14 protein-coding genes are annotated in these 12,770 nt (G+C 67.1%); 9 read left to right on the forward strand and 5 right to left on the reverse strand.

Features of this window, described 5'->3' with window-relative positions:
- Nucleotides 1-57: 57 nt before the first annotated feature.
- Nucleotides 58-234 carry a hypothetical protein gene (locus AC5P8J_RS17465; RefSeq protein WP_058980698.1) on the forward strand — a complete coding sequence of 59 codons (177 nt, stop codon included), beginning with the start codon at nucleotides 58-60 and terminating at the stop codon, nucleotides 232-234.
- Nucleotides 235-295: 61 nt separating this feature from the next.
- On the opposite strand, the gene AC5P8J_RS17470 is transcribed toward AC5P8J_RS17465, so the two are convergent.
- Entirely contained in the window at nucleotides 296-775 is a 480-nt protein-coding gene (locus AC5P8J_RS17470) for an Lrp/AsnC ligand binding domain-containing protein (protein WP_019660918.1), read from the reverse strand.
- A gap of 149 nt (nucleotides 776-924) precedes the next feature.
- Between AC5P8J_RS17470 and AC5P8J_RS17475 the strand changes: the two genes are divergently transcribed.
- Both AC5P8J_RS17475 and alr read left to right on the forward strand, forming a co-directional pair.
- Nucleotides 925-2,229, forward strand: coding sequence for a D-amino acid dehydrogenase (locus tag AC5P8J_RS17475; RefSeq protein WP_495217001.1), 1,305 nt, complete (start codon nucleotides 925-927; stop codon nucleotides 2,227-2,229).
- Complete coding sequence (gene alr / locus AC5P8J_RS17480; protein WP_019660920.1) at nucleotides 2,208-3,275, forward strand: alanine racemase; 1,068 nt, start codon at nucleotides 2,208-2,210, stop codon at nucleotides 3,273-3,275. The genes AC5P8J_RS17475 and alr overlap by 22 nt, the downstream gene beginning before the upstream one ends.
- Before the next feature lie 88 nt (nucleotides 3,276-3,363).
- Here alr and AC5P8J_RS17485 read toward each other — a convergent pair whose 3' ends face one another.
- Complete coding sequence (locus tag AC5P8J_RS17485; RefSeq protein WP_019660921.1) at nucleotides 3,364-3,927, reverse strand: DUF3016 domain-containing protein; 564 nt, start codon at nucleotides 3,925-3,927, stop codon at nucleotides 3,364-3,366.
- A gap of 243 nt (nucleotides 3,928-4,170) precedes the next feature.
- On the opposite strand from AC5P8J_RS17485, the gene AC5P8J_RS17490 reads away from it, so the two are divergent.
- Nucleotides 4,171-6,159 (forward strand): hybrid sensor histidine kinase/response regulator, encoded by a 1,989-nt coding sequence (locus AC5P8J_RS17490; protein WP_134731221.1) that lies wholly within the window; start codon nucleotides 4,171-4,173, stop codon nucleotides 6,157-6,159.
- Between the two features lie 43 nt (nucleotides 6,160-6,202).
- Nucleotides 6,203-6,496 (forward strand): DUF3247 family protein, encoded by a 294-nt coding sequence (locus tag AC5P8J_RS17495; protein ID WP_019660923.1) that lies wholly within the window; start codon nucleotides 6,203-6,205, stop codon nucleotides 6,494-6,496.
- A 70-nt stretch (nucleotides 6,497-6,566) separates the two neighbouring features.
- Here the strand turns inward: AC5P8J_RS17495 and AC5P8J_RS17500 are convergent, their stop codons facing one another.
- Nucleotides 6,567-6,830 (reverse strand): hypothetical protein, encoded by a 264-nt coding sequence (locus AC5P8J_RS17500; RefSeq protein WP_005407925.1) that lies wholly within the window; start codon nucleotides 6,828-6,830, stop codon nucleotides 6,567-6,569.
- 157 nt (nucleotides 6,831-6,987) lie between these two features.
- Here AC5P8J_RS17500 and AC5P8J_RS17505 point away from each other — a divergent pair, with 157 nt between their 5' ends.
- The 3 genes from AC5P8J_RS17505 to AC5P8J_RS17515 are packed head-to-tail and all read left to right on the forward strand — an operon-like array spanning nucleotide 6,988 to nucleotide 9,430.
- A complete protein-coding gene (locus AC5P8J_RS17505; RefSeq protein WP_134731088.1) occupies nucleotides 6,988-8,052 on the forward strand; it encodes a class I SAM-dependent methyltransferase in 1,065 nt (354 codons plus the stop codon).
- Nucleotides 8,049-8,750 (forward strand): 16S rRNA pseudouridine(516) synthase, encoded by a 702-nt coding sequence (locus AC5P8J_RS17510; RefSeq protein WP_134731085.1) that lies wholly within the window; start codon nucleotides 8,049-8,051, stop codon nucleotides 8,748-8,750. Before AC5P8J_RS17505 ends, AC5P8J_RS17510 begins: the two co-directional genes overlap by 4 nt.
- Nucleotides 8,747-9,430, forward strand: coding sequence for an HAD family hydrolase (locus AC5P8J_RS17515; protein ID WP_180877013.1), 684 nt, complete (start codon nucleotides 8,747-8,749; stop codon nucleotides 9,428-9,430). Before AC5P8J_RS17510 ends, AC5P8J_RS17515 begins: the two co-directional genes overlap by 4 nt.
- Before the next feature lie 97 nt (nucleotides 9,431-9,527).
- Here the strand turns inward: AC5P8J_RS17515 and fabB are convergent, their stop codons facing one another.
- Nucleotides 9,528-10,736 (reverse strand): beta-ketoacyl-ACP synthase I, encoded by a 1,209-nt coding sequence (fabB, locus tag AC5P8J_RS17520; protein WP_111097722.1) that lies wholly within the window; start codon nucleotides 10,734-10,736, stop codon nucleotides 9,528-9,530.
- Nucleotides 10,736-11,251, reverse strand: coding sequence for a 3-hydroxyacyl-[acyl-carrier-protein] dehydratase FabA (gene fabA / locus AC5P8J_RS17525; RefSeq protein WP_014035851.1), 516 nt, complete (start codon nucleotides 11,249-11,251; stop codon nucleotides 10,736-10,738). The genes fabB and fabA overlap by 1 nt, the downstream gene beginning before the upstream one ends.
- A gap of 191 nt (nucleotides 11,252-11,442) precedes the next feature.
- Between fabA and dinB the strand changes: the two genes are divergently transcribed.
- Nucleotides 11,443-12,513 carry a DNA polymerase IV gene (gene dinB / locus AC5P8J_RS17530; RefSeq protein ID WP_134734979.1) on the forward strand — a complete coding sequence of 357 codons (1,071 nt, stop codon included), beginning with the start codon at nucleotides 11,443-11,445 and terminating at the stop codon, nucleotides 12,511-12,513.
- Nucleotides 12,514-12,770: the final 257 nt, after the last annotated feature.

Below are 12,770 nucleotides of genomic sequence, written 5' to 3' on the forward strand. Positions count from 1 at the left end.
GCCTGCGATTAACCGTTCCGGGGCCACCGTGGCCCTGCGCCGGCATCCCGCCGCCGCATGTCCTTCGTCCACTGGATCGCGACCATGAAAAACCAGCAGAACCGTCATCCCGGCAAGGAACCGCAGGGCCGCAACCCGCAGCAGCAACAGCAGCAACAGCAGATGGAGCCGCAGCAGCACAAGGGCGGCAGGCAGCAGGAACAGCGCCCGCATAAGCATCCGCAGCAGCGCTGACTGTCGCCATGATCGGGGTCAGAGCCCGCTGTACGGGATCTGGCCCCACCCAGCAGCAGCCTCAGTCCGGAATCGGCAGGCTCAGTGTTTCCTTCACTTCTTCCATCACGATGTAGCTCTTCGACTCACGTACATGCGGCAGTGTCAGCAGCGTGCTGCCGAGCAGCTTGCGGTAGGAGGCCATCTCGCTGATCCGCGCCTTCAGCAGGTAATCGAAGTCGCCCGATACAAGATGGCATTCCAGTACGTTGGGGAGCTTCAGCGCGGCGCGCCGGAACTCCTCGAAGATGTCGCCGGATTTGTACGCCAGGCTGATCTCCACGAACACCAGCAGGCTCGCTTTAACTGCGGCCGGGTCGAGGTGGGCGTGGTAGCCGGTGATCACCCCTTCGCGCTCCAGCCGGCGCACGCGCTCGGTGCACGGGGTGGTCGACAGGCCCACCCGCTCGCCCAGTTCGGTGAAGGAGATGCGGCCCTCGGCCTGCAGGATGCGCAGGATCTTGCGGTCGATCTTGTCCAGTTCGCGGATCCGGGTGGCCATGACCGTCAACCTTCGGGAGTGAATTGAAGTGGAACATCCTGCCGGTTGATTTCAAAACAGGCAAATCAACTGGGAATGGCTGTCTATACTTCCCCAATTATGGTCCCTGTGCGCTCCAGTGCAGGGAATGATCGGGTTGGAGAAGTCCCATGCGAGTCCTAGTTCTCGGCAGCGGCGTGATCGGTACCACCAGTGCCTGGTATCTGCGACAGGCCGGGTTTGAAGTCACGGTCGTCGACCGCCAACCCGGCCCGGCGCTGGAAACCAGCTTCGCCAATGCCGGCCAGCTGTCGTTCGGCTACACCTCGCCGTGGGCGGCCCCGGGCGTGCCGAAGAAGGCTATCGGCTGGCTGTTCGAGAAGCACGCGCCGCTGGCGATCCGCCCGGGCATGGACCTGGCCCAGTACCGCTGGCTGTGGCAGATGCTGCGCAACTGCACCCACGAGCGTTATGCGATCAACAAGGCGCGCATGGTGCGCATGTCCGAGTACAGCCGCGACTGCCTGAACGAGCTGCGCGCGCAGATCGGCATCGAATTCGAAGGCCGCGACCTTGGCACCACCCAGCTGTTCCGCACCCAGCAGCAGCTGGATGCTTCGGCGCAGGACATCGAGATCCTGGCCCAGTACGGCGTGCCGTACGAGGTGCTGGACCGCGCCGGCATCATCCAGGCCGAACCGGCCCTGGCCCATGTCGATGGCCTGGTCGGCGCGCTGCGCCTGCCGCGTGACCAGACCGGCGACTGCCAGTTGTTCACCCGCCGGCTGTCGCAGTTGTGCATGGATGCCGGCGTTGAATTCCGTTTCGACCAGGACATCACCGGCCTGGAGTTCGACGGCGACCGCATCACCGGCGTGCGCATCGACGGCAAGCTGGAAACCGCCGACCGCTTCGTGGTCGCGCTTGGCAGCTACTCGCCAGCGCTGGTCGCACCGCTGGGGATGCGCCTGCCGGTGTACCCGCTGAAGGGCTATTCGCTGACCCTGCCGATCACCGACCCGGCGATGGCACCGACCTCGACCATCCTCGATGAGAGCTACAAGGTGGCGGTGACCCGCTTCGACGACCGCATCCGTGTCGGTGGCATGGCCGAAGTGGCCGGCTTCGACCTGTCGCTGTCGCAGCGCCGCCGCGAGACCCTGGAACTGGTGGTCAGGGATCTCTATCCGAAGGGCGGCGACCTGTCGCGCGCGCAGTTCTGGACCGGCCTGCGCCCGGCTACGCCGGACGGTACGCCGGTGATCGGCGCCACGCCGTTCCGCAACCTGTACCTCAACACCGGACACGGCACGCTGGGCTGGACCATGGCCTGCGGCTCGGGCCGCTACCTGGCCGACCTGATGAGCGCGCGACAGCCGCAGATCAGCACCGAAGGCCTGGATATTTTCCGCTACGGCCAGTACGGTCACGCGCCGCAACACGAGAACCGCACATGCGTCCTGCCCGCGCGCTGATCGATCTGGGCGCCCTGCGCAGCAATTACCGCCTCGCCCGTGAACTGGGCGGTGGCAAGGCGCTGGCGATCATCAAGGCCGATGCCTATGGGCATGGCGCGGTGCGCTGTGCGCAGGCGCTGGAAGGCGAGGCCGATGGCTTCGGCGTGGCCACCATCGAAGAGGCATTGGAGCTGCGCCAGGCCGGCATCCGTGCGCCGATCCTGCTGCTGGAAGGCATCTTCGAGCCGAGCGACATGACGCTGGTGGCCGAGCATGACTTCTGGTTCGCCGTCGGTTCACCGTGGCAAGTGGAGGCACTGGCGGCGTTCGACAGCCCGCGCCCGTTGACGGTGTGGCTGAAGCTGGACAGCGGCATGCACCGCCTCGGCCTGGACGTGGACAGCTTCCGCGCGGCGCACGCGCGCCTGTCGGCGCTGCCGCACGTCGAACGCGTCGTGCTGATGACCCACCTGGCGCGTGCCGACGAGCTGGACAGCGAACGCACCCACGAACAGGCGGCGACCTTCGCCCGCGCCATTGATGGACTGGCAGGCGAGACCAGCGTGTGCAACTCGCCTGCGCTGCTGGGCTGGCCGGATGTGCGCAGTGATTGGGTGCGCCCGGGCCTGATGCTGTACGGCGCCAACCCGCTGCCGGACAACACCGTGTTGACCGAGCGGCTGCGCCCGGTGATGACGATGCAGTCGAAGGTGATCGCCGAGCGCTGGATCGAAGCCGGTGAACCGGTGGGGTATGGCGCGCGTTTCGTGGCCAAGGCGCGCACCCGCGTGGGTGTGGTTGCACTCGGCTATGCCGACGGTTATCCGCAGTTCGCTCCAAACGGCACTCCGGTGCTGATCGACGGCCAGCCCGGTGCGCTGATCGGGCGCGTGTCGATGGACATGCTGACGGTGGACCTGACCGCGCATGCGCAGGCCGGCATCGGCAGCGTGGTGGAACTGTGGGGTTCTGCGCCGACCCTGTCGGAGCTGGCGCCGCGCTGTGGCGTGAGCGCCTACCAGCTGCCGTGCGCGGTCAAGCGCGTGGCGAAGGTGTACGTGTAGCGCCGAGCCCGCGCTCGGCACCGGTAGCGGCCGACCTCGATCGGCGCCGTGAATGCGTGTCGACCAAGGTCGACACCTGCCGGGGGACCTAACGCGCGGCGGTCGCCTGACTGGCCAGCTGGCGCTTCACCCAGTCATCGATCAGACGCTTCTCGTAGCGCAGTGGATCGCTGTCGCTCTTCAGTCCCACGTTGTGCAGGTAGCCGGTATCGCTGAGGCGCGCATCGCCCTCGCTGACAATACGGCCGCTGGCATCCTTCAGCGTGTACTGCAGGGTGATCCGTGGCGGGTAGATGTCGCGCATGATCCGGATGTCGCGGCCACGCGGGCCGTGCCAAGGCTCGTAGTCACCGGCACGCTTGATGTCGACGAGGGTCACATCGAGGGTCTGCCCAGGCTGCAGCGGCTTGGCTGCGGTGGTCTGCAGGTAGCGGGCCAGCTGCTGCACCCAGTCACCGCGTTCGGCCTCGAAGCGGTTGCTGCTCTGGCGTATTTCGGTGAACTTGGCCGGATCTTCCCATTTCACGCTGACCGGTCCATCGGCCTGCAACGCACGCGGCGCGTCTGCATCGGTCACGGTGCGTGGCGCAGCATTGGCGCCACCGGCCGCCAGGGCGCCTGCCAGCAGGGCAATCGCGAGTGAGCGTTTCATGACGGTCTCCTGCGTCCCCGCGCTGGGGGGGTGTTGATCACGGATCGAGTGTGAGCCTGCTGCCGGACGACCGCAATGGCCGATTGCGTCGTGGGCAAGAGCGGTTGCCGCCAATTCATCGACGTCAACCATGACTGACGGCGCTTGACGCTGTGAATACGCCCTTTGGAAGATGCTGTGCTCCCAACCTGGCCTGCAAAGACCCCCTTGTCCACACTGCCGCCCCTCGTGGAGCGCCCACCGATGCTGGTGTCGGCGCCAGAACCCGACCTGCATCGTGGCGTGCTTGAGCGCATCAACGCCGGCTTCTGCGTGATCCAGGTGCTGTTCGAGGGTGATCGTGCGGTCGACTATTGTTTCATCGAAGTCAACGACGCGTTCGAGCGCCACACTGGGCTGAAGGACGCGCGTGGCAAGTGCATGACTGCGCTGGAACCCAACCACGAGCAGGACTGGTTCCGTATCTATGGCGAAGTCGCACGCAGCGGCCGCCCCGCTCAGTTCGAGATGGAAGCCCGTGCGCTGGGCCGCTCGTTCGCGGTCGACGCGGTGCGGGTGGGGCGGCCGGGAGAAGACAAGGTCGGCATCCTGTTCTTCGACATCACCGCGCGCAAGCAGATGGAAGTGGAGCTGGGCGAAAGCGAAGCCCGTTTCAGCGCGCTGGCAGACGGCCTGCCGATGCCGGTGTGGGTGCTCGATGAGCGCGGCCATGCGCGTTTCGTCAACAGTGCCTTCAGCGAGTTCTTCGGTGGTGATGAAACGCGTGTGCCGGAAGATGTCTGGCGCGGTCTCGTGCATCCGGATGACGCGTCCGTGTTCGAATACGAACTGCAGGAAGCGCTGAAGGCGCAGCGTTCGATGCACGCGCTGGTGCGTGCGCGGCGCGCGGATGGCCAGTGGCGCTGGCTGGAGATGAACGCCCGCCCGCGTTTTTCGCGGATGGGCCGCTTCATTGGCCTGGCCGGCAGCAGTCCGGATGTCACCGAACGACGCGAAATTGAACTGGCCCGCGAGGAGCTGCTGCAGTCCGAGCGTGCCGCGCGCAGCGCTGCGGAGAACATGGCGCGGCTGAAGGACGAGTTCCTGGCCACGCTGTCGCATGAACTGCGTACGCCGCTGACCACCATCCTGGGCTGGAGCGAACTGCTGCTGCAGCGCGTGGACAACACCAGTCCGCTGTACAAGGGCCTGAACGTGATCGCCAACAGCGCCGGTGCGCAGAAGCGGCTGATCTCGGACATGCTCGACCTGAGCAGCATGCTGCTGGGCAAGGTGCAGCTGGAGGTGGAGATACTGGACCTGCGCGACCTGCTGAGCGAAGCCATCGGCGCGCAGGAGCTGGTCGCCGAAGGCAAGGCGCTGGATGTGAGCCTGCTGCTGCCGGAACAGCCGTGCCTGGTGCTGGGCGATGCCACCCGCCTGCAGCAGGTGTTGTGGAACCTGCTGTCCAATGCGATCAAGTTCACCCCGGCCGAAGGACGCGTCGACCTGCAGCTGCAGGCCGATGGCAATCACTGGGTGATCACCGTGCGCGACACCGGCGACGGCATCGCGCCCGAATTCCTCAACCATCTGTTCAGCCGCTTCCGGCAGGCTGATGGCACCACCACGCGCCGTCATGGCGGTCTCGGCCTGGGCCTGGCGATCGTGCAGCAGCTGGTCGAACTGCATGGCGGCACGGTCACTGCCGCCAGCGAAGGGCATGGCCATGGCGCCACCTTCACCGTGCGCCTGCCCCAGCACCTGCCGGATGCAGAGCGCCGACCGCTGCGCGAAGTGATCAGTGGGCCGATCCTGGAGCCGGTGGTCGTCGAACCCTATCCGCTGCGCGGCATGCACGTGCTGGCGGTGGAGGATCAGCCGGAAGTGCTGGAATACCTGCGCCGCATGCTGGAAGAGCAGGGCGCCACCGTATCGGCGGCCAGCTCGGCCGGCGAAGCGCTGGCACTGCTGGCCGACACCGGCCACCTGCAGTACCACGTGCTGCTGACCGACATCGGCATGCCGGGCATGGATGGCTATGGGCTGGTGCGCACCTTGCGCGAGGACATGGGCGTGGACGCGGCGACCTTGCCTGCGGTGGCGGTGACTGCACTGGCGCGTGCCGACGACCGCCGCCGCGCGCTGGCCTCGGGCTTCCAGGAGCACGTCGCCAAGCCGTACTCGGTAGCGCAGCTGGTGGCTGCCGTGCGCAAGGTGCAGGTGGCGCGCGCGGACAGCGCGCTGCACTGAACATTCACGGCCGATCGGCGACCCTGCAGTCAGGAGGTCGCCGATGTCCCGTATAGCTCCACGTATCCACACCGATCCGGCGCAGATCGCGCGCCTGGAAGCCCTGCTGCCGCAGCTGGATGGCGAAACGCAGGTGGAACTGATTCTGCACGATGGCCGCCGCCTGCTCGGCACGGTGGCGGTGAGGCCAACTGTGCAGCAATACCGCAACGCCGCGGGTGATGAAGGCAGCAACGGCCAGTTGCGCCTGGATGACTACGACACGCCGGTGCAGCAGCACCATGTGTGGCTGGATGAAATCGCCAGTATCAACCGCCTGCCACCCAAGGCGCCTTGATCCGAGGTAGAGCCGAGCCCACGCTCGGCTCTGCCGCCACCCGAGCGTGGGCTCGGGCGCTACAGATGTGTCAGTGCTCGAACAGGGTCGGCGTCGCCTCGAACCGGCGTGCGTACGCCCGCTCCTCTGCAACCCTCGCCACCTCGTCATCAGCCAGGTCCGGCGCGCCGTACACCGCATAGGCCACGCTGCCGTCGGCGCCATGGCCGACCTGGTGCAGCCGGTAGCGCGAGTGGCCGCCGCCGGTGTCCTCGGGGTAGTGCACGGGCGGATGGCTGCCTTCCAGGTCCATTTCACTGTTGTCGACCACGCCACCGACGAACAAGGCTCGCATGCAGGTTCTCCTGGGTTTCCGGGGGAGCCTCTACCCTGAACGTTTCAATGTTTCTGGCGGATCAAGGCCCCGTTCGGGTTTCGCAAAGCGGGCCGCCGGGGCTGGCCCGGCCAAGCCGGTACAATGGACGGCCCTCACGCTTGAAGTACCCGCGCCGATGGCCTCCAGCGACGACGCCCCCCTGCAGACCCTGCTCCTGCCGTTCTCCCAAGGCGCCCTGCGCTGGCCGGAGGGCCCGGTGGCCTTCCTGCGTGCCCGCGATGGCTGGCCATTGCGCGAAGTGGCCGGCGATCGCGAGGTGCACTGCGAACAGAGCTTCGCCCCGTTCGCGCAACCGCTGCAGCAGGCTGCCGGCTGGACCGTCAGCGGGCAGCTGGATGACGCGGCCGGCAAGGGCCGCTACCCGTTGGTGCTGGTGCTGCCGCCGCGCCAGCGTGAAGAAGCCCGTGCGCTGTTCGCCCGTGCGCTGGCGCTGGTCGCCGACGGCGGCCGCATCGTTGCCTGCCAGTCCAACAACGAAGGCGCGCGCTCCGGCGAGGGCGACCTCAAGCAGTTGGCCGGCCTCGGCGGCAGCCTGACCAAGAACCACTGCCGCGTGTACTGGACCGCCCCGATGCAGGGCCAGCACGATGCCGACCTGGCCAAGCGCTGGTCGGCACTGGACGCGGTGCGCCCGATCGTCGGTGGCCGTTTCCTCAGCCGCCCGGGCGTGTTCGCCTGGGATCGCATCGATCCGGCGTCGGCGCTGCTGGCCGAGCACCTGCCGGCCGACCTGGCCGGGCGTGCCGCCGACCTCGGCGCCGGCTACGGCTACCTGTCGCGCGAACTCCTGGAACGCTGCCCGAAGATCACCGCGCTGGACCTGTACGAGGCCGAGCAGCGCGCACTGGCGCTGGCCGAGCTCAATCTGGCGCCGCCGCCGCGCCCGCTGCCGCTGCGCTTCCTGTGGCGCGACGTCACCGCCGGCATCGAGCCGGGCTACGACGTCATCATCAGCAACCCGCCGTTCCACACGCCGTCGCGCGCTGACCGCCCGGACATCGGCCAGCGCTTCATTGCCGTGGCTGCGCAGGCGCTGCGCCCGGGCGGGCGCCTGTACGTGGTGGCCAATCGCCACCTGCCGTACGAGCACACCCTCAACGACAGCTTCGGCGCGGTGCGCGTGGTCGCCGAGCGCGACGGCTTCAAGCTGGTTGAAGCGGTGAAGGGGAAAGGCAAGTGAAACTGGTCAAGCACATTGCCAATCTGGGCTATGGCAGCCGCAAGCAGGTGCAGTGGATGTTCCGCGAAGGCCGCATCACCGACGCCGACGGCGAGGTACTGTACGCCGACGACCAGGTGCCGCACGAGGTGATCCGGGTTGATGGCGAGCCGCTGGACCCGCCGGTGGGCCTGTCGATCGCGCTGCACAAGCCGGCTGGCTACACCTGTTCGACCAAGGATACCGGCCGCCTGATCTACGACCTGTTGCCGCCGCGCTTCCGCGACCGCGATCCGGTGCTGTCCACGGTGGGCCGCCTCGACCGCGAGACCAGCGGCCTGCTGCTGCTGACCGACGATGGCAGCCTGCTGCACCGGATCATCTCGCCGAAGTCGAAGCTGCCGAAAGTCTATGAGGTCGAATTGAGCGAGAACCTGCGCGGCGACGAGGTGGCGCTGTTCGCCAGCGGCACGCTGATGCTGGAATCGGAGAAGACGCCCCTGCTGCCGGCTGAACTGGAAGTGCTGGATGCGCGTCGCGCGCGGCTGGTGCTGCACGAAGGCCGCTACCATCAGGTACGCCGCATGTTCGCCGCCACCGGCAACCACGTGCAGGCCCTGCACCGCAGTCGTGTTGGCGGGCTGGACCTGCAGGGGCTGGACGAAGGGCAATGGCGGCAGCTCACTTCCACCGACCTGGATACGCTGTTCGCTCCATGACCACCATCGCTGCGCTGCCGTTCCTCCCCGACGCCGTCATCTTCGACATGGACGGCCTGATGATCGACAGCGAGCGGGTCTCGCTGGCCTGCTGGAGCGAGGCCGCCGACGAATTCGCACTGGGCCTGGACGAGGCAGTGTTCCTGCGCATGGTCGGTCTCGGCGACCGGGATTCGCACGCGCTGCTGCGTGCGCAGGGTATCGAGGACAGCGTGATCGAGGCGGTCGCTGCACGCTGCCACGAACTGTACGAAGGACGCACACAGACCGGCCTGCCGTTGCGTCCGGGCATCCTGGAACTGCTGGAGCTGCTGAAGGCGCACGCGGTACCGCGCGCGGTGGCCACCACCACGCGGCAGCCGCGTGCCAACCGCAAGCTGGCGGCGGCCGGACTGCTGCCGTATTTCGACGCGGTGATCACCAGTGGCGACGTGGCGCGGCCGAAACCGGCGCCGGACATCTACCTGCTGGCCGCGCAGCGACTGGGCCAGGTGCCTGGGCGCTGCCTGGCGCTGGAAGACTCACCCGCTGGCACGCGCGCGGCATTGGCCGCTGGCATGACCGTGATCCAGGTACCGGACCTGGTGCATCCTGACGAAGAGCTGCGCGCGCTTGGCCATCGCATTGTCGGTTCGCTGGTGGACGCGCACGCGTTGCTGGTGCCGTTGTTGCCGAAATAAGCGGTAGGTGCCGACCGTTGGCCGGCACTGAGCCGAGCATGGCTCGGCTCTACATCTATTGGTGGGTGCCGACCGTTGGTCGGCACACCTGCCCCCATCACACCCGCCCGAACACCAGCGCGGCGTTGGTGCCACCGAAGCCGAAGCTGTTGGACATCACCGTATCCAGCCTCTGCTCGCGGCTCTCGCGCAGGATCGGGAAGCTCTCCACCTTCGGGTCCAGTTCGCCGATGTTGGCCGAACCGGCAACGAAGCCATCGCGCATCATCAGCAGGCAGTAGATCGCCTCGTGCACGCTGGCCGCGCCCAGTGAATGGCCGGACAGCGCCTTGGTTGAGGACAGCGGTGGTACCGCATCGCCGAACACTTCACGGATCGCGTTGAGCTCGGTGACATCGCCCAGCGGCGTGGAGGTGCCGTGGGTGTTGAGGTAGTCCAGCGGGCGATCGACGCCCTGCAGTGCCATCTTCATGCAGCGCACCGCGCCTTCACCGGACGGGGCGACCATGTCGGCACCGTCGGAGGTCACGCCATAGCCGATCAGTTCGGCATGGATGCGCGCGCCGCGCGCAACGGCGTGGTCGTAGTCCTCCAGCACCAGCATGCCACCACCTCCGGCGATGACGAAGCCGTCGCGGTCCTTGTCGTACGGGCGCGAGGCGCTGGCCGGGGTCTCGTTGAAGCTGGTCGACAGCGCGCCCATTGCATCGAACATCACGCTCATCGACCAGTGCAGGTCTTCGCCGCCACCGGCGAACATGATGTCCTGCGCGCCATGGCGGATCATGTCCGCGGCGGCGCCGATGCAGTGCGCCGAGGTCGCGCAGGCGGCCGACAACGAATAGCTGACGCCCTTGATCTGGTAGGCGGTGGCCAGGCAGGCCGAGACCGTCGAGCACATCGTGCGCGGCACCATGTACGGGCCGACCTTGCGCACACCACGTTCGCGCAGCAGGTCGACCGCGCCGATCTGCCATTCGCTGGAGCCGCCACCGGAACCGGCGATCAGGCCGGTGCGCAGGCTGCTGACCTGCTCGGCGCTGAGCCCGGCATCGGCGATGGCGTCGCGCATGGCCAGGTAGGCGAAGGCCGCCGCGTCGCTCATGAAGCGCTTCTGCTTGCGGTCGATCAGCGCCTCCAGATCGAGGTCGACACGACCGCCGACCTGGCTGCGCAGGCCCGCTTCGGCGTGGTCGGCCAGGGCGGTGATGCCCGAGCGCCCTTCGCGCAGCGCGGCCGAAACGGTATCCAGATCATTGCCGAGGCAGGAGGTGATGCCCATGCCGGTGATGACGACGCGACGCATCAGAAGCTCCCGGTTTCGGTGAACAGGCCGACGCGCAGGTCGCGGGCGCTGTAGATTTCGCGATCATCCACGTACATGCGGGCATCGGACTGGGCCATCACCAGCTTGCGGTTGATGACCCGGCTGATGTCGATCTCGTAGCGTACGAGCTTGGCGTCCGGCAGTACCTGGCCGGTGAACTTCACCTCGCCACAGCCCAGCGCGCGGCCCTTGCCGGGGGCGCCCAGCCAGGTCAGGAAGAAGCCGGTCAGCTGCCACATGGCATCCAGGCCCAGGCAGCCTGGCATCACCGGGTCGCCGATGAAGTGGCAGCCGAAGAACCACAGGTCCGGGCGGATATCCAGCTCGGCGCGTACCATGCCCTTGCCGTGCGGTCCGCCGTCCTCGTGGATGTCGGTGATGCGGTCGAACATCAGCATCGGATCGTTGGGCAAACGGCCGGCGGCGGTGCCGAACAGTTCACCGCGTGCGCTGGCCAGCAGCTGTTCGCGGTTGAACGCGTGGAGACGGGTCATGAAGCACAATCCTGGAAGCGGGGAAACAGGGAAACAAGCGTTCGAGGATGCCCGTGGAAACTGCGCCGATCAAACATTTCAACCGTACGCAACCGTAGTGTTTTCAATGGAATACGCGCATCCTGTTGATGTGCAACGACCATACTTCGGCGTGTGGCCCGTTCGGCACGCCCCCGCCCTTTCCGCCTGACATGACCCGACTGCGCAAGATCATCCACGTCGACATGGACGCGTTCTACGCGTCGGTGGAGCAGCGCGACGATCCGTCACTGCGCGGCAAGCCGGTGGTTGTGGCATGGCGCGGCGCGCGCTCGGTGGTGTGTGCGGCGTCCTACGAGGCACGCGTGTTCGGCGTGCGTTCGGCGATGCCGGCGCTGCGCGCCGAACGCCTGTGTCCGGACGCGATCTTCGTGCCGCCTGACTTTGCACGTTACAAGGCGGTGTCACGCCAGGTGCGCGAGATCTTCCTGCGCCACACCGACCTGGTCGAGCCGTTGTCGCTGGACGAGGCCTACCTGGACGTGACCGAGCCGAAGAGCGGCATCGAACTGGCCACCGACATCGCCCGCACCATCCGTGCGCAGATCCGTGAGGAGACGAACCTGACCGCTTCAGCCGGGATCGCGCCGAACAAGTTCCTGGCCAAGATCGCTTCGGACTGGCGCAAGCCCGATGGCCAGTTCGTGATTCCACCGCAGCGGGTGGACGCGTTCCTGCAGCCGTTGCCGGTGAACCGGGTGCCCGGCGTCGGCAAGGTGATGGAAGGAAAACTTGCCGCGCGCGGCATCGCCACCTGCGGCGATCTGCGGCAATGGGCATTGACCGATCTGGAAGAGGCGTTCGGCAGTTTCGGCCGCAGCCTGTACAACCGCGCACGCGGCGTCGACGAGCGGCCGGTGGAACCGGACCAGCAGGTACAGTCGATCTCCTCGGAGGACACCTTTGCCGAGGACCTGCTGCTGGAAGACCTGGGCGAGGCGATCGTGCAACTGGCGGAGAAGACCTGGAAGGCCACGCGCAAGACCGAGCGCGTCGGCCACACCGTGGTGCTGAAGCTGAAGACCGCGCAGTTCCGCATCCTCACCCGCAGCTTCACCCCGGAGCGCCCGCCGGAATCGATGGAAGAACTGCGCGACATCGCGCTGGCCCTGCGCGCCCGCGTCGACCTGCCGGCGGAGACCCGTTACCGCCTGGTCGGCGTCGGCCTGGGTGGCTTCCGCGAAAAGGAACCGGTGGTGCAGGGGGAATTGTTCGAGCACTGATCATTGCCGTGCCGACCAACGGTCGGCACCCACCAACAGCAGCAGGTTCCATCAGCAGCAGGAAACTGTCGAAGGCGGGGTGGGGCCGGTTGCGGGGGCGTGAGCCGCATGGATGCGGCGACCGAGCTTACATGGACGTACTTGCAGCGTCCCCCGCAACCGGACCCACCTCGCCATCCCACGGATAGCCAGCTGTTGCTGTTGCTTCGGCTGTTGCCGTTGCATTGAGCAGGTGCAGGGCGCAGCCCTGCAAAAGA

It is taken from the genome of Stenotrophomonas sp. YJH_SMC_37 (assembly GCF_059370035.1).

What these genes read in the sequence shown, in the direction of transcription:
- AC5P8J_RS17465 (WP_058980698.1), top strand. Translation starts at nt 58, where the DNA reads ATGTCCTTCGTCCACTGGATCGCGACCATGAAAAACCAGCAGAACCGT.
- AC5P8J_RS17470 (WP_019660918.1), bottom strand. Translation starts at nt 775, where the DNA reads ATGGCCACCCGGATCCGCGAACTGGACAAGATCGACCGCAAGATCCTG.
- AC5P8J_RS17475 (WP_495217001.1), top strand. Translation starts at nt 925, where the DNA reads ATGCGAGTCCTAGTTCTCGGCAGCGGCGTGATCGGTACCACCAGTGCC.
- alr (WP_019660920.1), top strand. Translation starts at nt 2,208, where the DNA reads ATGCGTCCTGCCCGCGCGCTGATCGATCTGGGCGCCCTGCGCAGCAAT.
- AC5P8J_RS17485 (WP_019660921.1), bottom strand. Translation starts at nt 3,927, where the DNA reads ATGAAACGCTCACTCGCGATTGCCCTGCTGGCAGGCGCCCTGGCGGCC.
- AC5P8J_RS17490 (WP_134731221.1), top strand. Translation starts at nt 4,171, where the DNA reads ATGCTGGTGTCGGCGCCAGAACCCGACCTGCATCGTGGCGTGCTTGAG.
- AC5P8J_RS17495 (WP_019660923.1), top strand. Translation starts at nt 6,203, where the DNA reads ATGTCCCGTATAGCTCCACGTATCCACACCGATCCGGCGCAGATCGCG.
- AC5P8J_RS17500 (WP_005407925.1), bottom strand. Translation starts at nt 6,830, where the DNA reads ATGCGAGCCTTGTTCGTCGGTGGCGTGGTCGACAACAGTGAAATGGAC.
- AC5P8J_RS17505 (WP_134731088.1), top strand. Translation starts at nt 6,988, where the DNA reads ATGGCCTCCAGCGACGACGCCCCCCTGCAGACCCTGCTCCTGCCGTTC.
- AC5P8J_RS17515 (WP_180877013.1), top strand. Translation starts at nt 8,747, where the DNA reads ATGACCACCATCGCTGCGCTGCCGTTCCTCCCCGACGCCGTCATCTTC.
- fabB (WP_111097722.1), bottom strand. Translation starts at nt 10,736, where the DNA reads ATGCGTCGCGTCGTCATCACCGGCATGGGCATCACCTCCTGCCTCGGC.
- fabA (WP_014035851.1), bottom strand. Translation starts at nt 11,251, where the DNA reads ATGACCCGTCTCCACGCGTTCAACCGCGAACAGCTGCTGGCCAGCGCA.
- dinB (WP_134734979.1), top strand. Translation starts at nt 11,443, where the DNA reads ATGACCCGACTGCGCAAGATCATCCACGTCGACATGGACGCGTTCTAC.